General features: G+C 73.1%; 19 protein-coding genes and 1 tRNA gene. 13 read left to right on the top strand and 7 right to left on the bottom strand.

Features of this window, described 5'->3' with window-relative positions; genetic code table 11:
- Position 1 precedes the first annotated feature (1 nt).
- Together IE252_RS00210 and IE252_RS00205 are read right to left on the bottom strand one after the other, a co-directional pair.
- The gene (locus IE252_RS00210; RefSeq protein ID WP_190087147.1) at positions 2-310 is read right to left on the bottom strand and encodes a branched-chain amino acid ABC transporter; all 309 of its coding nucleotides are present in this window, start codon (positions 308-310) and stop codon (positions 2-4) included.
- Positions 307-1,014, bottom strand: coding sequence for an AzlC family ABC transporter permease (locus IE252_RS00205; protein ID WP_229847768.1), 708 nt, complete (start codon positions 1,012-1,014; stop codon positions 307-309). The genes IE252_RS00210 and IE252_RS00205 overlap by 4 nt, the downstream gene beginning before the upstream one ends.
- Positions 1,015-1,083: 69 nt before the next feature.
- Here IE252_RS00205 and IE252_RS00200 point away from each other — a divergent pair, with 69 nt between their 5' ends.
- Positions 1,084-1,671, top strand: coding sequence for a CGNR zinc finger domain-containing protein (locus IE252_RS00200; RefSeq protein ID WP_190087146.1), 588 nt, complete (start codon positions 1,084-1,086; stop codon positions 1,669-1,671).
- 51 nt (positions 1,672-1,722) lie between these two features.
- Here IE252_RS00200 and IE252_RS00195 read toward each other — a convergent pair whose 3' ends face one another.
- On the bottom strand, positions 1,723-4,383 hold the full coding sequence (locus tag IE252_RS00195) for a glycoside hydrolase family 31 protein (RefSeq protein ID WP_229847766.1): 2,661 nt from the start codon (positions 4,381-4,383) through the stop codon (positions 1,723-1,725).
- A gap of 561 nt (positions 4,384-4,944) precedes the next feature.
- On the opposite strand from IE252_RS00195, the gene IE252_RS00190 reads away from it, so the two are divergent.
- From IE252_RS00190 to IE252_RS00180, 3 genes are all read left to right on the top strand, one after another.
- Positions 4,945-5,955, top strand: a complete 1,011-nt coding sequence (locus IE252_RS00190) for an SPFH domain-containing protein (protein WP_190087786.1) — start codon at positions 4,945-4,947, stop codon at positions 5,953-5,955.
- Positions 5,952-6,845, top strand: a complete 894-nt coding sequence (locus IE252_RS00185; RefSeq protein WP_190087144.1) for a diacylglycerol kinase catalytic domain-containing protein — start codon at positions 5,952-5,954, stop codon at positions 6,843-6,845. Before IE252_RS00190 ends, IE252_RS00185 begins: the two co-directional genes overlap by 4 nt.
- 232 nt (positions 6,846-7,077) lie before the next feature.
- The gene (locus tag IE252_RS00180; RefSeq protein WP_190087143.1) at positions 7,078-7,839 is read left to right on the top strand and encodes an AfsR/SARP family transcriptional regulator; all 762 of its coding nucleotides are present in this window, start codon (positions 7,078-7,080) and stop codon (positions 7,837-7,839) included.
- 15 nt (positions 7,840-7,854) lie between these two features.
- Here IE252_RS00180 and IE252_RS00175 read toward each other — a convergent pair whose 3' ends face one another.
- Entirely contained in the window at positions 7,855-8,787 is a 933-nt protein-coding gene (locus IE252_RS00175) for a phosphatidylglycerol lysyltransferase domain-containing protein (RefSeq protein ID WP_190087142.1), read from the bottom strand.
- 141 nt (positions 8,788-8,928) lie between these two features.
- On the opposite strand from IE252_RS00175, the gene IE252_RS00170 reads away from it, so the two are divergent.
- Complete coding sequence (locus tag IE252_RS00170; RefSeq protein WP_190087141.1) at positions 8,929-10,155, top strand: aminotransferase class III-fold pyridoxal phosphate-dependent enzyme; 1,227 nt, start codon at positions 8,929-8,931, stop codon at positions 10,153-10,155.
- A 5-nt stretch (positions 10,156-10,160) separates the two neighbouring features.
- Here the strand turns inward: IE252_RS00170 and IE252_RS00165 are convergent, their stop codons facing one another.
- Positions 10,161-10,910: a GDSL-type esterase/lipase family protein gene (locus tag IE252_RS00165; protein ID WP_190087140.1), complete on the bottom strand. Its 750-nt coding sequence runs from the start codon at positions 10,908-10,910 to the stop codon at positions 10,161-10,163.
- A 142-nt stretch (positions 10,911-11,052) separates the two neighbouring features.
- Between IE252_RS00165 and IE252_RS00160 the strand changes: the two genes are divergently transcribed.
- A tRNA-OTHER gene (locus IE252_RS00160) sits at positions 11,053-11,147 on the top strand.
- A gap of 37 nt (positions 11,148-11,184) precedes the next feature.
- Positions 11,185-12,096, top strand: a complete 912-nt coding sequence (locus IE252_RS00155) for a diacylglycerol/lipid kinase family protein (RefSeq protein WP_229847764.1) — start codon at positions 11,185-11,187, stop codon at positions 12,094-12,096.
- Here the strand turns inward: IE252_RS00155 and IE252_RS00150 are convergent.
- Positions 12,048-13,268, bottom strand: coding sequence for an MFS transporter (locus IE252_RS00150; protein WP_373298487.1), 1,221 nt, complete (start codon positions 13,266-13,268; stop codon positions 12,048-12,050). The genes IE252_RS00155 and IE252_RS00150 overlap by 49 nt on opposite strands.
- A gap of 54 nt (positions 13,269-13,322) precedes the next feature.
- Here IE252_RS00150 and IE252_RS00145 point away from each other — a divergent pair, with 54 nt between their 5' ends.
- Both IE252_RS00145 and IE252_RS00140 read left to right on the top strand, forming a co-directional pair.
- A complete protein-coding gene (locus tag IE252_RS00145; RefSeq protein WP_190087139.1) occupies positions 13,323-14,117 on the top strand; it encodes an AraC family transcriptional regulator in 795 nt (264 codons plus the stop codon).
- Positions 14,118-14,388: 271 nt separating this feature from the next.
- Positions 14,389-15,561, top strand: coding sequence for a nitric oxide synthase oxygenase (locus IE252_RS00140; RefSeq protein WP_190087783.1), 1,173 nt, complete (start codon positions 14,389-14,391; stop codon positions 15,559-15,561).
- 367 nt (positions 15,562-15,928) lie between these two features.
- On the opposite strand, the gene IE252_RS00135 is transcribed toward IE252_RS00140, so the two are convergent.
- Positions 15,929-16,363, bottom strand: coding sequence for a MarR family winged helix-turn-helix transcriptional regulator (locus IE252_RS00135; protein ID WP_190087138.1), 435 nt, complete (start codon positions 16,361-16,363; stop codon positions 15,929-15,931).
- Between the two features lie 209 nt (positions 16,364-16,572).
- Between IE252_RS00135 and IE252_RS00130 the strand changes: the two genes are divergently transcribed.
- The 4 genes from IE252_RS00130 (at position 16,573) to IE252_RS00115 (ending at position 20,636) form a co-directional block, all read left to right on the top strand.
- Complete coding sequence (locus IE252_RS00130) at positions 16,573-17,817, top strand: Glu/Leu/Phe/Val dehydrogenase dimerization domain-containing protein (protein WP_229847761.1); 1,245 nt, start codon at positions 16,573-16,575, stop codon at positions 17,815-17,817.
- Entirely contained in the window at positions 17,814-19,286 is a 1,473-nt protein-coding gene (locus IE252_RS00125) for a class-II fumarase/aspartase family protein (RefSeq protein ID WP_190087137.1), read from the top strand. Before IE252_RS00130 ends, IE252_RS00125 begins: the two co-directional genes overlap by 4 nt.
- Positions 19,283-19,900 (top strand): MPN domain-containing protein, encoded by a 618-nt coding sequence (locus tag IE252_RS00120; RefSeq protein ID WP_190087136.1) that lies wholly within the window; start codon positions 19,283-19,285, stop codon positions 19,898-19,900. Before IE252_RS00125 ends, IE252_RS00120 begins: the two co-directional genes overlap by 4 nt.
- Positions 19,901-19,961: 61 nt before the next feature.
- A complete protein-coding gene (locus tag IE252_RS00115; RefSeq protein ID WP_190087135.1) occupies positions 19,962-20,636 on the top strand; it encodes an FmdE family protein in 675 nt (224 codons plus the stop codon).
- Positions 20,637-20,663 lie beyond the last annotated feature (27 nt).

Below are 20,663 nucleotides of genomic sequence, written 5' to 3'. Positions count from 1 at the left end.
CCTAACCCGTCACCACCCTGAGCAGGGCCGTCGCCACCACCGCGCCCACCAGGGCCACCGGCAGCGGGGCCCGGCCCAGGCGCAGGCCGAGGGCGACGGCGAGTCCGCCGAGGACCGTGCCGTCGACGGCCGCCCAGTCCCGGCCCGCGACCGCCACCACGACGAACCCGGCGAGCAGCGCGGGCGCCAGCTGGGCGAGCAACGAGCGGGTGCGCGGGGCCAGTTCACGGCCGCCGAGCAGCGCGGGCCCGACTCCCTTGAGCGCGAATCCGAGCACCGCTACGGTGCCGATCGCCGTCCACACGATCATCGGACGGCCTCCCGGGTGGTGCGCAGGGCGAGCAGCGCGGCGGCCGCCGCGCCGATCAGGGCCGGTCCGGTCGGCAGGACGAACAGCAGCGCCCCGGCGACGGCCCCGCCGAGGGCGGCGGGCAGTCGGCCCGCGCGGTCGCGGCGCACCTCGTCGAGGAGCAGGATCAGGAACAGGCCGGGCGTGAGCACATCGAGGCCGAGCCGGTGCACGAGCGAGGGGTCCGGGGCGACGACGACGCCCAGCGCGGTGCCCGCCACCCAGGCGGGCCACTGGACGGCGGTCGCGCCGAAGAGGAACGCCCGGTCGAACCGCCCGCCACCGAGGTGCGCGGCGGCCCAGGAGCCGTCGACCACGGCCTGCCCCTCCACCGCGCGGCGCAGCGGACCGCCGCGCAGATCCCGGGCCACGGCTATGCCCATCGGCACGTACCGCACATTGACCAGGGCCGCCGCGACGACGGCCGCGACCACGCCGCCGCCCGCGCCCAGCGTCCCGGCCAGCGCGAACTGCGCCGAGCCCGAGAAGACCACCAGCGAGCAGACGACCGGGGCGACCGAGCCCCAGCCCCGCGCCTGGCTGATCGCGCCGAAGCTGATGGCCATCAGGAACGCGGCGGCGGCGAGCCCGGCCCCGGCCCTGAGTCCCGCGTGGAAGCGGTCGCGCGGCATCGCCTCGCCGCGGTCCGGCAGTTGAGTGTCCATGCGGGGCACGCTAACAAGCATAAGCACTCTAGCTCGTTAGTTTTTCGACTCCGCGCCTACGATGGGCCGGTGAGCGAGAAGCAGCCCTCCTTCATCGGCGGCCACCCGGTCCTCGACTTCGTCAACACCGTGGCCTGGCGCACCGAACCGGCCCGCCGCGCCGAGCGCGTGAGCGATGCGGCGGGCTGGCTGCGCTGGGCCGTGACGGCGGAGGTCTTCCCGGCCGTACCGGACGGTGAACTACCCGTCGACGACGCTGAGTTGGCCGAGCTGGTCGCACTGCGCGACGTGCTCGAAGCGGTCCTGGACGCCTTGGTGGACGGGGAGGCGCCGCCCGCCCCCGCCTGGCGGGCACTGCGTCACGCCCTGCTGCGGGCCCGCGAGGCGGCCGCCCTGCCGCCCGTGCTGCCGCTGCGGTGGGAGCCGGGCACCCGGGACCTCACGGATCTGTGCCACACCCTCGCCCTGCACGCCGAGGAGCTGCTCTCCGGGCCCACCGCCTCCCGGGTCCGGCGCTGCGCGGGCCCCGGCTGCGGCTGGTTCTTCCTGGACCGTACGCGCGCGGGCACCCGCCGCTGGTGCAGCTCGGGCGACTGCGGCAACCGCGACCGCGCCCGCCGCCACTACGCGCGCACCCACCCGACGGCCGGGCGGTGACGACGAAGGGCCGCACCGGAGACTCCGGTGCGGCCCCCGCTGCCCGTCGGGTCAGCCGAGCGTGACCGTGAAGCCGCGCGCGGTCTGGACCGAGGCGGTCTTCACCTCCGTCACTCCCGTCTTGCTGTCGTAGAACCAGCCCGAGCCAGCCGCCGAAAGCTCCTGCGCGGAGCCGTAGCGGTGCAGCCGGTCGCCACCCACGGCGACGGCCGCCGGCGCGGACTTCGCGTGCACCGTGAAGCGGTACGCGCGAGCGGCGGGCTTGCCCGTGTAGCTGCCCACGCTGGGGCCGACCTCGATGACCGAGCCCCGGCCCGTCGAGTGCACCTGGACCCGCTGCGTGGCCGACGAGCCCTGGGCGAACTGCCGGGTCACGCCGTCGTCCTCGTACAGCGTGTACGCGGACTTCCCCGCCTGCGGGTAGATGTCGTAGTCCAGCTCGCCCTTGTCCCGGGTCTGCCAGGACAGCGTGCCCTTCGGCCACATCGGGACGATCGAGCCGCCCTTCACGAACAGGGGAAGGGTGTCGAGCGGCGCCTTGTAGCCGTTGATCGTGGTCGGACCCTGGTAGGTCTTGCCCGTCCAGTAGTCCGTCCAGGTGCCCTTGGGCAGATAGATGCCGTCGCGCACCTCGGTGTCGCTGTAGACCGGGGCGACCAGGAAGTCCGGACCCGCCAGGAACTCGTACCTGGCGTTCGGACCCAGCGTGTTGGGGTCGTCCGGGTATTCGAGCGACAGCGGCCGGACCGCGCCGACGCCGGTCTTCGTGGCGTCCTTGGAGAGCCCGTACATGTACGGGATGAGCCGCTCCTTCAGCTGGAGGTACTTGCGGTTGATGGAGGTGTACGGCTCACCGTCCAGCCACGGCTGCTGGTCGTGCGGCTTCTTGGTGGTGAGGTCGCTCGACCAGCCGTCCATCGTCATGATCGCGGGAAGGAAGGCCTTCCACTGGAGGTCGCGGGCGTACATCTTCGGGTCGTGGGCGAAGATGCTGCCGACGTCACCGGTGTTGTAGGCGATGCCGGAGAGCGTGGCGCCCGCGTAGGTGGGGATCTGCCAGCGGATGTAGTCCCAGCTCAGCTTCTGGTCGCCGCTCCACAGGACGCCGCAGCGCTGGGCGCCCGCCCAGGAGACCGGCAACCAGACGAAGCCGCGGGCGTCGCTGTTGTCCTCGATGCCCGCCTTCGCCTGGTCGCAGGCGTTGAGGGCGAAGCCGTAGCCGTTGCCGACCCAGGCGACGTCGAGCTTGGCGACCCGCTGGCCCGCCTTGACCTGGTCGGCGAGCTTGTCCAGGCCGTCCTGGGTCCACAGGCCCAGCTGGGCGTTGTGCGCCTGGAGGCCCTGGCCGGTCTCGGCGAGGTTCTCGTAGCCGCAGCCGTAGCCGTCGTTGACGAGCATCCAGCCGAGCGGCATCTGGTTCTGCACGTACCCGTCGGCGACCTTCAGCGCGTCCAGGGTGTGCCGCTCGCCCCGGTTGGCGTTGTGCAGATAGCAGTCGGAGTCGCCGGGCTCCAGCCCGTACACCGGCGGCATGAACGGCTTGCCGACCAGCGAGGTGTACTTGCCGATCACGGACTTCACGTCACCGGTGAAGTAGTAGGCGTCCAGGCGCCGTTCCTGCTGGCCGGTGCGGACGTGGGGGCCGAAGTCGTAGACGCCCGGCGCGAAGGTGTTGCGGAAGACGCCGTAGCCGGCCGAGGAGACGTAGAACGGCTGGGAGTTGTTGTAGCCGCCCTCGTTCCAGTTGGTGTTGTTGCCGACGTTCATCACCTGGTCGCGGTGCGAGAAGCTGCCGTTCTGCTCGCCGCCGCCGAAGAACTGCTCGGTGGCGCCGCGCGCCAGGCTCTGCCGCAGACCGCCGGTGGTCCAGCGCAGCGGGTCGGCCTCCTGCCAGAGCGCGGTGCGGTTGTCGGCCTTGTAGAGCCCGAACCGCAGGGGCTTCTTGTAGACGCGCAGGACGGTGTCCTTGGCGCGGATCCCGTAGTAGGCGCCCGCGTCGAAGGAACTGGTCGCCCGCCGCGGCTTCGGCTGGTGCTGGATCATGCGGCTGCCCGGCGGGTCCGCGAGGACACCGTCGGGCGAGGCCTGCAGCCGCAGGGTGTCGTCCTCGAAGAACTCGGCGCGGGCCTTGAGCGCGCCCGCCGCGATCTCGTACGTACCGTGTCCGCCGGTGAAACCGGTCAGGTTCCCGGCGTCGCTCGCCTCGGGCAGATAGGCCTTGCCCGTGAAGGAGTTGTCGTGCACGTCGTACGGGACGACGACCACGTGGTACGTGCCCGACGCCTTGGGGATGACCGTCGCCTCGGGGTCGGCGGTCCCGGCACTCTCGGCGACCTTCTTGCCCGCCGAGTCGTAGATGTAGAGGTCGAAGTCGTCGGTGGGCTTCTCCCACTGGATGGAGACGGGGATCCCGCCCTCGGGGTTGTCGTCCCACTCGCCGGCCGGCGGGTTCACCGTCAGGTCGAAGCGGGCGCAGACGGCGTTGGACGGGTCCTCGGCCGGGGTGCCGCACTTGTCGGGCGAGCCGACCGTGCCCTTGGGGTAGACCGGGCTCTGCCAGGTGACGCTCTTGGAGGTGCCGTCGAGGGTGCCGGAGGGCGGGGCGGCGTCGGCCGCCGAGGCGGCCGGGACCGTGAGCGCGGTGAGGGTGAGCGCGGCCGCCGCGAGCACGGCGGCGGCCACTCTCCCCCGGCGGTGTCGAAGGTTCCGCAAGGAGTGTTCTCCGTTCGTACCGAGCCGCTCGGGAAGCTGGTTCCGAAGCCACTTCCGAACAACGAGGGGGCTATGCGTGCGCATTCATGCTTGGAACGGTGGAGTTTCGAGCATCAAGATTCACGACGCGGCCGGTACATGTCAACGGCTTCGCGGATACCGGACGGGTAAAACCGTGCGTCGCACAGCCCCCGCGCGGCGCCTTCGGGGCCTCGCGCACCTCGGTCTGAGCAGGTTCGCAGGAATGCCACACAGGCTTAACTCCCGGCCGTTGACCGGCGATGTCCCGGTTGTCAGCATCGGCGCATGTCGCCCGCCTTCGAGACGGCGCACGCCGTTCGCCCGCCCCTGCTCGTCGCCCTGCCCTCGCCCCGGCGGCCCGGACGCCAGGACCGCGACGGTCCCACCGCGGTCCTGGGCGCGGCCCTGCGCGACGACCCGGTGGCCCGCACCGCCCTGGCCCGCGCCACCGGGCGGGGCCGCGCGAGCCCTTTCGTCATCTTGACGATATCGACGGACACCCAATATCGTCGCCATGACGAAAAAAGAGAGGGTCCCACCATGGCCGACATCAACCGCCGGTTCGGCTGGCGCCACGCGCGCTCCGCGCCCACCGCGCACATCCGCCACCACAAGCGCGGCCGGCTCGTCCACGACGGGCCCGGGCTCAGCTTCTGGTTCCGGCCGCTGTCCGCCGCGCTCTCCGAAGTGCCGGTCGACGACCGCGAGTTGGCGATGGCCTTCCACGCCCGGACGTCCGACTTCCAGGACGTCACCGTGCAGGCCACCGTCACGTACCGGATCAGCGACCCGGCCGTCGCCGCCGCCCGGCTCGACTTCTCGATCGACCCGGACAGCGGTGTGTGGCGCGGCGCCCCGCTGGAGCAGCTGTCCACGCTGCTCACCGAGACCGCCCAGCAGCACGCGCTCGACGTGCTCGCCCGCACCCCGCTCGCGGCGGCCCTGGTCGACGGGGTGGCGTCGGTGCGCGAGCGGATCTCGGCCGGGCTGGCGGCCGAGCCCCGGCTGCCAGCCACCGGCATCGAGGTGGTGGCGGTCCGGGTGGTCGCCATCCGCCCCGAGCCGGAGGTGGAGCGGGCGCTGCGCACCCCGGCCCGCGAGCAGATCCAGCAGGAGGCCGACCGGGCGACGTACGAGCGCCGGGCGGTGGCCGTCGAGCGCGAGCGCACGATCGCCGAGAACGAGCTCGCCAGCAAGGTCGAACTCGCCCGCAGGGAGGAGCAGTTGGTCGAGCAGCGCGGCACCAACGCCCGCCGCGAGGCCGAGGAGAACGCGGCCGCCGACGGTGTACGCGCCGAGGCCGAGGCCGCCCGTACGGTCCGGCTCGCCCGGGCCGAGGCCGAGGCTGCCCGCACCACCGGCGAGGCCCGCGCCCAGGCCCAGGCCGCCTGGCTGCGGGTGCACGCCGACGTCGACACGGCGACGCTCCACGCGCTCACCGCGACCCGGCTCGCCGAGAACCTGCCCCGGATCGACAGCCTCACCCTCTCCCCCGACGTGCTCACCGGACTGCTCGCCAAGCTGGCCCGCCCGGCCGAGGAGGAGCGGTGAGCCTCGCGCCGCGCGCGGTGCTCGTCCACCGCACCACGGAGTACGAGGAGTTGCTGGCCCGGCACGGCACCCACGGCCAGGCCGCGTTCTTCCTCGCCTCGCGCGGGCGCTCCCTCGACGAGGTGGCCGAGCGCCACCACCGCACCCGGCGGGCACTCGCCGAGGTGGCGGCGGCCGTGCCGCTCCAGTGGCGGCAGTCGCAGGTGGAGCGCGCCGATCTGGACCGGTTCCTGTTCGCGCCGGAGGACGTGGTCGTGGTGGTCGGGCAGGACGGGCTCGTCGCCAACACGGCCAAGTACCTCTCGGGGCAGCCCGTGGTCGGCATCGACACCGACCCGGGCCGCAACCCGGGCGTGCTGGTGCGCCACCGGCCTTCCGACGCGGGCGCGTTGCTGCCGTGCGCCGCCACGGCCCGCGCCGACGAGCTCACCATGGTGGAGGCGGTCGCGGACGACACCCAGCGGCTGCTGGCGCTGAACGAGATCTATCTGGGCCCGCCGGGCCACCAGACCGCCCGCTACCGCCTGGGCCCCGACGACCCGGCCGCCGCCCCGGAACCCCAGGCCTCCTCCGGCCTGCTGGTGGGCACCGGCACCGGGTCCACGGGCTGGCTGCGCTCGCTGTGGCAGCAGCGCGGCAGCCGCCTCGCGCTGCCGGGCCCGGCCGACCCCCGGCTCATCTGGTTCGTACGGGAGGCCTGGCCCTCGCCCACCACCGGAACAAGCCTGGTGGAAGGGGTGCTTGAGTACGCCGAAAGGCTGCGCCTCACCGTGGAGTCGGACCGGCTCGTCGCCTTCGGCGACGGAATCGAGTCCGACGCACTGGAGTTGACATGGGGTCAGACGGTGAGCGTGGGGCGGTCGGACACCGCGCTCCGGCTCGTCGGCTGAATCGCACCGGACCGTGGGCGCGCTCCCGCGTGAGCCCCCTCACAGTGCGTCACCCGACTTTCAATTGCGTTGACCGTGTCAGAAGCGACAAATACTCTTCATCCATGTTCGTTACGGGGTAAGATCACCGCTCTTCGAGCGGTGATCATCCAAATCCACCGGCGCTGCCGGAAGATCCCTGTCCGGCGTCGGCGGAGTCATAGGATTCAGCACGAAGCACGGGGGAAGCACGTTGAAAGTTCGCCTGCTCGGATCTTTGGAAATCACCGACGGCCATCTCACCTTCCGGATTCCCGGCGAGAAGCTCAGGGCGATCGTGGCCGCACTGGCCCTGTCGCCCAACCGGCCCGTCTCACGTCACGACCTCATCGACGAGCTGTGGGGCGAGGAACTCCCGCGCAACGCGGAGAACTCGCTCCAGGGCCATGTCGCCCGGCTGCGCCGCATCATCGAGTCCCGCACGGGGCGCGACGGCCCGCGCGGCCTCATCCAGACGTCCAGCTTCGGCTATGCGCTGTCGCTGCCCGAACGGGACGTCGACGCCTCGCTGTTCACCGCCCTGGTGCGGCAGGCCACCGCCGCGCGCCGGGCCTCGCCCGAGCGCGTGGTCCGGCTGCTCACCGAGGCCCTGGCCCTGTGGCGCGGGCCCGCCCTTCTCGACACCGGCCAGGGCATGATCAGCCGGCTCGCCTACACCCGGCTCACCGAGGTGCGGCTGATGGCGTACGAGCACCTCTTCGACGCCGAGCTCGACCTCGGCAGGCACCGCGAGGTGATCACCGAACTCCAGCAGCTGCACGCCCAGTACCCGCTGCGCGAGCGGTTCTGCGAGCAGCTCATCACCGCGCTGTACCGGTCGGGGCGGCAGGCCGAGGCGCTCGACGCCTACCACCGCACCCGGCAGCGGCTCTCGCACCACCTCGGCCTGGAGCCCGGGGACGCGCTGCGCGCACGCTTCCAGGACATCCTGCGCAGAGAGCCGGTGGCGCTCTGACCGACCGGGCGTCCGTCAGGGCGACTTGGCGAGCCGCAACAGCTCGCCGAGCGCCCCGGCGGCCGCTCGGCCCTGCCATGCCAGATAGCCGGGCTGCACCAGATGCGGATCCCAGAGCCGCTGGTGGGCGAGGCGCCCGGCCGTCGCGTGCCGCCACTCACCGCGCTCGGCCGCCAGCCGCAGCAGCCGCGCCGCCAGCACACTGGCGGAGGCCAGCTCGTACTGTGCGCCCAGTTCGGCGAACGGGGTGAAGCCGAGGTGCAGCCACTGCGCCTCCTCGGCCGCGAAGACCCGTACCGCCTCCAGGCCGACCGCTTCCAGGGCGCCTTGCGGCGCGCCCGGCAGCCGGTGCGCGGTGTGGTGCAGCCAGCCCGGACGGGTGCCGAAGACCGGCAGATACGTGACGGATGCGACCACCTCGTCGCCGATCCGGCCCGTGAACACCCGCCGCCCGTCGGCCTCCTCCCCGGGCCCGGCCGCGCTGTCCCCGTCCGCCGCTTCCGCCGCTTCCGCCGCCTGCAGCCCCGCCAGCCACGCCCGGGACACCGCGAGCCGCAGGTCGGCCAGGCGCGGGGCGCCGAGGCGGAATTCCGGCAGGTAGACCGAATAGGACGAGCCCGCCTGGTTCACCGTGAAGCCGCAGCGCGAGAAGAGTTCGGCCTCCGGGCGCCGCAGCCGGGTGGCGACCACTTTGCGGCAGCGCTGTGCGGCGAATTCCGTGAAGGCGCGCAGCAACGGCTCCTGGCCGTCGTGGGAAGCGATCACTCCGGCGGATTGACGCAGATGGCTGCCGGTATCCCGATAAGGGATCACTCCGTGCCTGCCCGCAACGGTGAAGTACTCTTTCCCCTCGTTCATCGCGAGGAACGCGCTGGGATTGTCGCCGTAGGCCCGTAACGCTCCGAAAACCGTGTCGCCGCCGTCAACGGCGAAGGTACCGATACTCATGACATTCCCCCCTGTCCTGAGCATCGTGGCAGCCGCGGGCCCCAATTCCCTGACACACGGGTCTCAGTCCCGTCTCAGATTCTTCTCAGCGGGCGGTGGCAGCTTTCCGGTGTTCTTCGGAAAGAGGGGGCGAACCGGGACATGACGGTGGCGGCGGTCGTCCGGCAGCGGACCGGCCGCGAGGCACTGCGCAGGCTGTACCGCTCCCGGACGGGCGAGGGGCGCGCCCTCGGCGAACTCCTCGGCGGCCAGGTGGAGGTGGCGTCCCAGGGCGCCTGGATCACCACCGACGCGGGCGGCCGGTTCCTGGACTGCGGCGGCCTCGGCATCCCGCTGACCGGGGCGCGCCATCCGACCGTGCTGCGCCACGTCCGCGAGCAGTTGGAGCACCGGCCGATGGCGAGCGGCCTCTTCCCGGAGCCGCAGTCCGCGCTCGCCGCCGACGCACTCCTCTCGGTCGCCCCGCCGGGCCTGGAACGGGTCCACTTCACCGGCTCGGCCGTCCAGGCCCTGACCCTCGCGGCCCGGATGGCCCGCGCCCGGGGCCGGACCCGGATCGTCACCATGACGGGCAGTCAGCATGCGGCGAATATCGATGAGTTGACGCCTACGAGCAGCTCCGTGGTCCCGTACGGCGACACGGCCGCGTTGCGGCGGGTGCTCGCGGGGCTGCCCGGGCGGGCCGGTGTCCTCGTCGAACCCGTGCAGGGCGGTGCCGGGGTGGTGCTGCCGCCGCCCGGCTTCCTGCGGAGTGTGGCCGCGCTGTGCCGGGAGTACGGGGCGCTCCTCGCCCTCGACGAGACCGCGACGGGGCTCGGGCGGCTCGGGGCCTGGTGGGGCGCGGGCGGCGAGGAGGTCGCGCCGGATCTGCTCCTCGTCGGCGGGGCCCTTGGCGCCGGAGTGGTCCCGCTGGCGGCAGTGGTGGCGACGGCCGGGGCGTCCGCCGCCTTCGACCACGCCCCGTACGCCGACCCGTACCCCTGCTCAGGGGCGCCGCTGGCGATGGCGGCCGCGCGCGGGGCGGTCGCGGCACTGCGCGAGGACAACCTGGTCGGGCGGGCCCGGGTGCTCGGCGCGGAGATCCTGCGGGTGACCGGCCGGATCGTGCGCGGGCACTACGGACCGGCGGTGCGCGAGGTGCGAGGGCGGGGGCTGCTCCTCGGCATCGAGTTCACCGGCCCGGACGCGGCGGCCGGGCTGCTGATCGAGCTGGTCCGGCACGGCGTGATCACCGGCAGGGCGCCCGGCGCCCCGCACGTCCTGCGCCTCGCCCCGCCCGCCGTGCTCACCCGGGCCGATCTGGACCATCTGTACGAGGCGCTGGACCGGTCCTGCCGCGCCGAGGCGGGCCGCCGCCCCCGAGGCTGAGGGCGCTAGGGTGCGAGCCGGGCCGCCAGGGTCCGCACCACCAGTGCCGCCGCCAGGGCGTGGCCCCGGCTGTTGAGGCGGCCCGGCTGCGGGCTCCACAGCGTTCCGGGGTCGGTGTCGGGCTGGCCCATCAGGTCGATGTGCAGCGCCCCATGACGAAGCGTTACTATCGTCAGGCGCTCCACGAGGAGGCGCTGGCGGGACCGCACCCGGTCGCGCTGGGCGGGGGTCAGCTGGCCGGAGGCGGACCAGTCGAAGGGGCTGACCACCACGGTGTGGCGGCACTCCGCCTCCTTCAACGAGGCGAGAATTCGGCTGAGTTCGGTCTCCACCGCGTCCGCGTCGAACCGGCGCGCCCGCACATCGGGCCCGCCGCAGGCGATCAGGGCCAGGTCGGCCCGGAAGGCGAGCGCCTGGGCCAGCTGGCGGGAGCGCACCTCGGCGAGGACGAGTTCGCGCCGGGCCTGCACCAGGAGGCAGGCGAGGCCGGGGCGGGCCTCGCGCAGCGCCCGGGCCACCCGGTCGGGCCAGACCCGGGGCCGGTAGCCGGGGACCACGGCACTGCGGGCGAGTCTGCCCTCCTGCCCGCTGAGCACCACGGCGCGGCGCCAGGGGAGGCCGGCCAGCAGGGTCCGGGCCTCGCCCGGGCGCAGACAGCGCGGATCGTCGTCCTCCATCGCACAGCCCAGCCTTTCGCTCGCCCCCGCGCTGCCGTCGTAATGACCGGCGGGCCGGTAGTCAACTGCCCGTGGCACCGGGACAGTTGTTCTGCGGGCGGATCGGGCCATGCGCCGGGCGGACGGCGTGCCCGGGTGGCGGGCCGGGTAAGACACGCGTCTCAGTGTCGTCTCAGTGGGGTCTCAGCGGCCCCGGCGAGGATCCATCCGTACGACGATGGGAGAGGTACCCGAAGAGGTCCAACGGGGGTTCCGGGCGTGTTCCGGACCGGGCGCGAACAGCCCGCGCAGGTTCAAATCCTGTCCTCTCCGCCACAGCACTGCTTCGCCGAGCGCGCCGAGGTGTCCGTCGATGAGTCCGTCCCCCAAGTCCGTTCTGGTGGTGGCCAATCCAGCCGCGGGAACGCACTCCCGGGAGATGGCTCACGAGGTCGCGCGACGGATCGCGGGGGCCGGTACGCCCGTCGAGCTGGCTGTGACAGAGCGGCCGGGCCATGCCCGTCAGCTCGCCCGCGCCGCGGGCGGGCCGGGCGGCCCGGCCGTACTGGTCTGCGTCGGCGGCGACGGCACCGCCCACGAGATCGTGACGGGTCTGCTCGCCGGGCGGGAGGAGCGGCGCGCCGCCCTGCTCGTCCTGCCCGGCGGCCGCGGCAACTCCTTCTACCGGGAGCTCTGGTCCGACCGCCCGTGGCCCGCCGCCCTGGAGGCCGCCCTGTCCGCGCCGCACGTGCGCCGCGTCGATCTGGCGCGGATAGCGGAGACCGGTGAACTGGCGCTGCTCGGCGCCTCGTCGGGGCTCGCCGCGCAGGCGCTCACCAGTGTGCGGGACGCACTGGGGACGGGCCGGCGCCGCTATCAGACGGCGGTGGCGCGCACGATGATCGCCTTCCGGCCGTACCGGGGCCGGGTGAGCGTGGACGGGGTCGTCGTGCAGTCCGGGGCGACCGTGTCGGTCCTGGTGGGCGGCGGGCGGCGGCGGGGCGGGCAGTTCATGCCGCTGCCGTGCTCGGTGCTGGACGACGGGCTGCTCGACATCTGTGTGGCGGGCGCCGAACTGCCGCTGCGGGACATGGTGCGCCTGGCCCGCGACGGCAGCCATGTGGGGCGGGACGGGGTGGTGTACGCACGGGGGCGCCGGGTGGTGGTGGAGCGCACGGACGGCGAGCCGCTCTTCTTCGAGCACGACGGGGACCTGCTGTACACCGGCTCGGCGCGCTACACGCTGGACGTGGTGCCGCGCGCGCTGCCGGTGCTCGCCCCGTAGGCCTCCGTGTCCGGCTCGGGCAGCCCGCGCGCCAGCCACCAGGCCAGGGCGCACAGGCCGATCAGCGGGGCGAGCGCAACCCCGAGCCCCGCCGCCTCACCCAGCGCCCCGATCCCGGGCGACACCACTCCCCCGACACTCACCGCGAGCCCTAGCGTGACTCCGCTGGCCGTGCCGACCCGGCTCGGCAGGAAGTCCTGGCCGAGGGTCACATGGAGGGAGAACGGCACGTACAGCACGGCGGCCGCGAGCGCCGCGAAGACGAAGAGCCCGGGTCCGGGCACCAGCACCACGCCCGCGACGACCGGGACGGAGGCGGCGTACGCGAGCCGTACGGTACGGACCCGGCCCCAGCGCACCGCGAGCCGTCCCCCGGCGACCGTCCCGGCGGCGCCGCCCGCGAACAGGGTGAACAGCGCGGCCGACCCGGTCGCGGGACCGCCGCCGACGCGCTCCTGGGCGTAGGGCCCGATGAAGGCGCTCAGCCCGACGAACACCACCGAGCGGCAGACCACGACCGCCGAAAGCCGCAGGAACGCCGGCCAGTTGTCCGGCGCCGCGGACCGGGCTGCGGCGGCCCGCCCGACCGCAGCCCGCCGCGCGAGCACCCGGATCGCGGACACCGTCCCCAGCACCCCGGCCGCCGCGGGCACCACCAGCCACGGCGTCGCGCCCAGCCCCCCGGCCGTGAGCACCGGCCCGACGACGACCGGCGCGAGCGCGAAGCCGAGGGTGCCGCCCAGCGAGTACCACCCCATGGCGACATGACTGCCCCGGGCGGCGGTGCGGGCGAGCCGCGCCGACTCCGGGTGGTAGGCGGCGACGCCGATCCCGGCGAGCGCGACCGCGAGCCAGGTCAGGACGTACGAGCCGCCGAGCCCGGACAGCGCGATGCCGACACCCGCGCAGAGGCTGCTCACCGGGATCAGCCACGGCATCGTCCGGCGGTCGGTGAGCGCCCCGAACAGCGGCTGCACCACCGAGGAAAGCAGAGTCACGGCGAGGACGATGCCGGAGGCGGCCGTATAGCCGTAGCCGCGCTCGGCGACCAGGAAGGGGACGAGCGCGGGCACCGCCCCCTGGTAGAAGTCGACCGTGGCGTGGCCGAGGGCCATCACGGCGGTCGCGGACGGTTTCCTGGTGGAGCCCGATGGCTGCGCTGTCGTCGTCACCCCTCGATCCTGCGAGCGCGGCCCGTCGGCGGGCTTCCGATAAAGTGCCGGACTGTGCCGATATTCCGCCACGGTCCGCCGCACATCCCGACCACGACGAGGTACCTCGCGCCGGGTACGGGTGTGCTGGCGCACCGCCACGAGGTGCACCAGGTCGTCTACGCGGGCCGGGGCGTCCTGTCGGTCACGACGGACGCGGGCAGTTGGGTCGCCCCGGCCACCCGGGCGATCTGGGTGCCGGCCGGGACACCGCACGAGCACCGGGCGTACGGCGGGACCGCCCTGCACACGGTGGGCGTTCCGGTGGACCGCGATCCGCTGGGGCTCGCCCGGCCCGCGGTCCTGGCGGTGGGGCCGCTGCTGCGGGAGCTGATCATCGCGTACAGCTCGCCGGGTCCGAAGGAGACGCCCGAGGCACGCCGGATGCTGGCAGTCGTCCTGGACCAGCTGCGGCACGCGCCCGAGCAGCCGCTGCACCTGCCCACCGCCCGTGATCCCCGGCTCGCGGCCCTGTGCGCGATCCTGGACGACGACCCGGCCGACCCCCGGTCGCTGGCGGCGCTCGGTGCGGCGGTGGGGGCGAGCGCGCGGACGCTGGCCCGGCTGTTCCGCGCGGAGATGGGGATGACGTTTCCGCAGTGGCGCACCCAACTGCGGCTGCACCACGCCCTGGTATTGCTGGCCGGGGACGCCTCGGTGACCTCGGTGGCCCAGCAGTGCGGCTGGTCGTCGACGAGCGCGTTCATCGACGTCTTCCGGCGGGCGTTCGGACACACGCCGGGAGCGCGCCGGGCGGCGACCGGTTCCGATATACCGCGCGGGTTTACCCCGGGCCCAACGGAGGGTTGACGCCGAGCACATGGAGCGCTTGCCACCATGTACGGAGTGAGGGCCCGGCCGGGGGGACGGGCAGTGCCGCGTGCGACCGGGGGTCACGGGGGTGCTCCCGGTCCCACGCGGCCACCTCCGCCGCCACCGTCGCCCCACCCGATCGAAAACAGTCATCGCGCGATCCGAACACGCCATTGCCCATCACTGCTTCGCAACGGCCGTCCGCCGCGGGCGGATCGCGGGCATCATCGGGGCCCATCGAGCGTCGTCGGGCCCGGAGGTACGCGTGATACGGAAATTCCTCGCCAGGCCGAGGCGCCCCGCGAGCGGCGGCCCGACTCCGGCCGAGGCGGCGCTGTGCCGGGAGGCCGCCGAGTTCGTCCGGCTGCACCACGCGGAGGAACCCGCGCCCGGCGGGCCGGAGCGGCGCCTGGCGCAGGTGCGCGACGAGATCCGGGCCACGGGGACCTACCGGCACACCATCGAGGAGCTGACCTTCGGCGCCCGGGTGGCCTGGCGCAACAGCAACCGCTGCATCGGCCGCCTGTACTGGCGCTCGCTGCGGGTGCGCGATCTGCGCGGACTCACCGACGCCGAGCCGATCGCCGAGGCGTGCGCCGAGCATCTGATCCAGGCCACCAACGGCGGCCGCATCCGGCCCCTGATCACCGTATTCGCCCCGGACGCGCCGGGCCGTCCGGCCCCGCGCATCTGGAACGAGCAGCTGATCCGGTACGCGGGCTACCGCGCCCGGGACGGCCGGGTCCTCGGCGACCCGCGCAACGCCGGGCTCACCGACCTGGCGCTGCGGCTCGGCTGGCCGGGCGGCCCGCGCACCGCGTTCGACGTACTGCCGCTGGTGGTGGAAGGCGTCGACGACAAGCCGCGGGTCTTCGAACTGCCCCGGCACGCCGTCCTGGAGGTGCCGCTCGACCACCCCGACGACCCGTGGAGCCGGGAGTGGGGGCTGCGCTGGCACGCGGTGCCCGCGATCTCCGGGATGTGTCTGGAGATCGGCGGCATCCACTATCCGGCCGCACCCTTCAACGGCTGGTACATGGGGACCGAGATCGGCGCCCGCAACCTCGCCGACACCGACCGGTACGACCTCTTGCCGCGCGTTGCCCGGCGGCTCGGCCTGGACACCGCCGACGACCGCTCGCTGTGGAAGGACCGCGCCCTGGTCGAGCTCAACCGGGCCGTGCTGCACTCCTTCGACCGGGCCGGGGTGACCATGGCCGACCACCACACGGAGTCCCGGCGCTTCGTACGGCACCTGGAGCGCGAGGAGCACAAGGGCCGCCCGGTGCCCGCCGACTGGTCGTGGATCGTGCCGCCGATGTCGGGCTCGACCACGGAGGTGTTCCACCGCACCTACGACGCGGCGGAGCTGCGGCCGGGGTTCGCGCACCATCCGGAGGCGGCCGCACGGGCCCGCGGCGAATCGATTCGACGCCTGTAGGGGGAGGCCCCTGCCGGGTCACCCGGGAGGGGCTGTGCGTAGGCGGGCGCGGGGTCGCGGGCGTACCGCAGTGTCCCCTGGGAATCTGAGATGTTCTGGTACTTCCGTCTGCCGCGGCCGTCCGCCCCGGGCCCGAACCCTTTGATGTACACAGCCGCCTTGACCCCCGACAGGGGGCGGTGCCGCCCAGGACGCCGTACGCGGCCGGGCGGACGGGGATCCGTAGGGCATGCGGGCAGACCGAAAGGCCCACTGCCAGCTTTGCTTACTTGCACATGATGCGCAAGAGTGACGGACAGCAATGGGCTGACGGATCATCAAAATGGTGTGCAGATAAGGCAGTTGGGGCGGGGGCCGGAGCTTCCCGCTACAGGGCCGACGAGTCGTCCGCGACCGCGAGTCGTTGCAGTAGCTCACGCAGCACATCGCGCTCGGCCACCGTCAGGGGCTGCAGGAACGACTCGTGGATCTTGACCATCAGGTCCCCGGCGTCCCGCAAGCACACGGTGCCGTGGTCGGTCAGATAGAGCGCGAAGGTTCTGCGGTCGGCGCCTCGGCGGCGCTCCAGGAGGTTCTTGCGCTCCAGGTCGTCGACGAGGCCGACGATGGTCGTCCGGTCGATCCGCAGGGTCTGCCCGACCATGCGCTGGTTGATACCGGGCTCGGCGTCCACCACGTTCAGCACCCCGAACTGACGCAGCGTGATGTCCAGATGGGCCAGGGCCTGCTCGGCCTGCTCGGTGAAGCGCTGGCCGGCCTTGCGCAGAAGGAAGCCGTGCCAGCCTTGCAACCCCTGGAACAACGGCTGTGTCCCACTGTTCGGTTCCCGGTTCGCCACCACTTTTTCGGTTCACCCTCCAGTGGTGACGGTCCATCATGAGGGCCGCGAATCAGGACCCTTGACTCCCCAGTCACCGGTCGGCCATGCTCCCGGTTCAACAGAGCACCTGATTGTCACTGTAGCAGACAATCTATCTTGCTCAATTCGCGCGCCTTCTTCGCGCGCTCTTCATGACCGACGGGGGAACCATGGTCAGCGTCATCGAGTATTCAGATCCGGTTGTGCACTGTCCCGGCTACCTGGTGTACGACGCCACCGACTGCCGCCTCGCGGCGGGCGGGTGCCGTATGCAGGCGGGACTCACCGCCGACACCCTCAAGACCCTCGCGGGGCGCATGACGCTCAAGCAGCGCGTGCTCGGGGTCAACGTCGACGGTGCCAAGTGCGGCATCGCCTACGACCCGCACGGGCCGCACCGCGAGGAGGTCCTGCGCCGGTTCGTCGCCTTCCTCGCCGGCGAACTGACCACCCGCTTCAGCATGGGCTGCGACATGGGCACGCGGTTCGAGGAGCTGGACAGGATGGCCGCCGCGCTCGGCATCGGCTCCGCCAAGACCGCCGTGCGGCGCGCCCAGCGGATCACCGAGCACGAGTTCCGCGCCCGGATGGACCTGCTCAACACGCGGGTCGGCCTGCTCACCCTCGGCCAGCGCCGGGCGGGCCAGGCCCTCGCCCACTCCGCGCTCGCCGCCACCGCCCACACCGGCCGCCGCGACAGCCAGGTCAGCGTCGCCCTCCAGGGCTTCGGCAACCTGGGCCGGGCCGCGGCCCTCGCCCTGCTCGAAGCCGGCGTACGCATCACGGTCGTGGCCGACGAGTACGGCTGCGCGGTCGACCCGCGCGGCCTCGACATCGCCCGGATGCTCACCCTCGACCAGAGCCGCCCGGTCCAGAGCCTGCTGGCCGAGCCGATGCGGCTGCCGCGCGAGGCCCTGCTCGAACTGCCCGCCGACGTGCTCGTCCTGGCGGCCGGCGAGAACGCGGTCACCCCCTCGCAGGCGGCGGTGCTGCCGGTGCCGATCGTCGCCGTGGGCGCCAACTGCGGCCTGAGCGCCACCGCCGAGCGGCTGCTGCTCGACCGGGGAGTCGTGGTCGTCCCCGACTTCATCGGCGGGATCGGTGGCTCGGCCTCGATGGAGGCGCTCTTCGGGCCCCGCGCCACCCCGACGGCGCCCGAGGTGCTCGACACCATCGGGGCGATGATGCGCGAGCTCGTCGGGGACATCCTGTGCGGTGCCCGCGACCGGCGGGTGAGTCCCCGTCAGGTGGCCGCCGACATCGCGGCCTCGGCGATCGTCTCGCCCGGCGACAAGCCCTACGGCGCCAGTCCCTACCGCCCGTCCCGCCCCGCGCCCCGGGGTGGCCGGGGGCGTTCCGTCCGTACCCCGCTGAAGTCCGAGAGGCGACCGTCATGACCACCGCACCCTCGCCGGAAACCCCGCTCACCGGCCAGGCCCCGGCCGACACCGAGTGCGCCCATTTACGCAGTCACATCACCGACTCCCGGTTCTACGGGCACCGGTACAGCACCCAAGCCAGCCACCGCATCTTCTGTGACCGATGTCGGTACCAACGATGGCTCGACGTCGAAGCGGCGCTCGCCCTGAGCCAGGGCGAACTGGGCATCATCCCGGCGGCGGCCGCCCGCATGATCGCGGAGGCCGCCCGGGTGGACCGCCTGGACCTGCCCGCCATCCAGGCCGAGATCCGCCGCACCAGCCACTCGCTCGTCGGCTTCCTGCGGGTCTTCCAGGCCTCCTGCGAGGGCGGCGCCGGGGAGTACGTGCACTACGGCGCCACCACCCAGGACATCCAGGACACCGCGCAGGTCCTCGAAATGCGGGACGTCCTGGACGAGTTGGAGCGGCTGCTGCGGACGCTCGCCGGGCAGCTCGCCGAGCTGGCCGAGGCCAACGGCGCCACCGTGGCCCTGGGCCGCACCCACGCCCAGCCCGCCCTGCCGATGGGCTTCGGCGTCAAGATCGCCAGCTGGCTGGACGAGATCGTCCGGCATCTGGAGCGCATCGAGCAGCTGCGGCCGAGGGTCCTGGCGGCCCAGCTCTTCGGCGGCGTCGGCACCATGGCGGGCTTCGGCGAGCAGGCGCTGCCGCTCCTGGACGCGTTCGCCGCCCGCCTGGGGCTGGCGGCCCCGGCGGTCGGCTGGCACGTGTCGCGGGACCGGGTCGTGGAGTTCGTGTCGTGCCTCGCCATGGTCGCGGGGACGATGGGCCGGATCGGGGACGAGGTGCGCACGCTGTCGCGCCCCGAGTTCGGCGAGCTGGCGATCGGCTGGCGGCACGGCCAGGTCGGCAGCAGCACCATGCCGCACAAGCGCAACCCGGAGGCGTGCGAGCAGGCCGTCGTGATGGCCCGCCTCGCGGCCGCGCAGATGGCCAACGCGCTTGCCTGCATGGGCGGCGACCACGAGCGCGACTCCCGCTCCCTGCGCATCGAATGGGCCTGTGTGCCCGACGCCTCGCACTACGCGCTCTCGGCGTGCGAGATCGTCACGCACCTCGTCGGCGGCCTGGCGGTGCGGCCGGAGCGGATCCGTACCAACGTCTCGGCGGTCGCCGAGCAGATCGCCACCGAGAAGCTGATGCTGGCGCTCGGCAAGCACATCGGCAAGCAGACCGCCCATGAGTACGTGTACGAACTCGTCCAGGCGGCGAGGGAGAACGGCTCCTCGATGCGCGAGGTGACCGGCCGCGACGGGCTCGCGGGCGCGCCGCTGGACGCCGCCGCCCTCGACGAGATCTTCGACCCGGCGACCTATCTCGGCCAGTCCGTCGCCCTGACCGGCCGTGCCGTGGCCGGGGCCCGGGCGGCCCTGGCCCGGCCCGCACAGGCGGACGCGCAGGCGGACGGCGGCGACGCGCGATGAGCGCCGCGACCGCGACCGCCGAGCCGGACACCGGGGAGATATCCCGGGCCCGCCAGATCATCTTCCCGCGCCCGCTCTACTCCAGCCTGGTGGCCCACGCCGTACGGAAGTTCACCGGCCACTACCTGGCGGGCGAGACCGAGGAGCGCAAGGCGTTCGGGATGCTGGCGGGCCGACCGGTGCCGGGCGGCATCCAGGTCGGCTCCGTCTTCCCGCTCATCGTCAACATGCGCCACGACAGCGGCCACCGCGCCCGGATGGACGAGGTCGTCGAGGAGCACGCCATCCCGTCCGAGACGCCGATGGACCAGCGCGGCTGGATCGCCGATCCGCGCGAGCTGATGGACATCGACGACGCCTGCGACGACGCCGGCTGGGTGCTGTTCGGCAACTACCACACCCACCGGGTGCCCTGGCCGCACGATCCGGTCCGCGACACCTGCACCCGTCTGGACCGGGTGCTGGCCGCCGAGTCGGGCCAGTGGACCTTCATCCTGTCCGTCGTCGATCTGCACCGCCCGGTCCTGCGGGCGTTCTTCGAGGGCGACAACGACCGCGAGGCGACCATCCGCATCGTCCCGCCGCTGCCCGGAACGCATACCGCCGGGGCCTGAACCGTCCTCCGCCACGCACCCGTTCCGCACCCTTCCGTCTCTCACCCATCAAGAGGTCGTCATGGATCGCACCCAGGCTTACAACGACGTCATCCGCTTCCACGGCCACGAATGCCCCGGCGCCGCCTTCGGCGTACGGGTCGCGGAGGCCGCCCTCACCGCCCTGGACCTCAAGGACCCGGCCACGCCGCTGGTCCTGGTCTCCGAGACCGACGCCTGCGCGGTCGACGCGCTCCAGGTGCTCACGGGCTGTACGTACGGCAAGCGCAACCTGATCCACCAGGACGCGGGCCGCAATGTGTTCACCCTCTGGGAGCGCGACGGCTCCGCCGGGGTGCGGATAAGGGCGAAGGCGGACAGCATCGTCTTCCGCACCGAGGAGATCTGGGCGCTGGCCGGCCGGATCGACGACGGCACCGCGACCCTGGAGGACCAGGCGGCCTTCGAGCGCCTCCAGGGCGAGCGGATCTCGGCGCTGCTGAGCGTGGCGGACGAGGAGATCCTGGTGGCCGAGAAGGTCGAGGCCCCGGCGCCGGGCGTCAAGCACCTGGCCCGCACGGACCTCTGCGTGGACTGCGGCGAGCCCACCAGCGTGGAGACGCTGCACGACCACCGCGGCCGGATGGTCTGCCCGGCCTGCCACCTGGCCGCGCACGGCGGTGTGCTGCCCGAGGGGCACGGCGACCACGGGCACCACCCGCAGAGCCACAAGCACCACCACGAGCACAAGCACTGATCCGATGCCGACCGAGCGCGTACGTAC

The sequence above is a fragment of the Streptomyces melanogenes genome, assembly GCF_014649795.1.
Lineage (GTDB): Bacteria > Actinomycetota > Actinomycetes > Streptomycetales > Streptomycetaceae > Streptomyces > Streptomyces noboritoensis.
The sequence above is the reverse complement of the archived record's forward strand: the minus strand, read 5'-3'. Positions and strand labels throughout refer to the sequence as shown.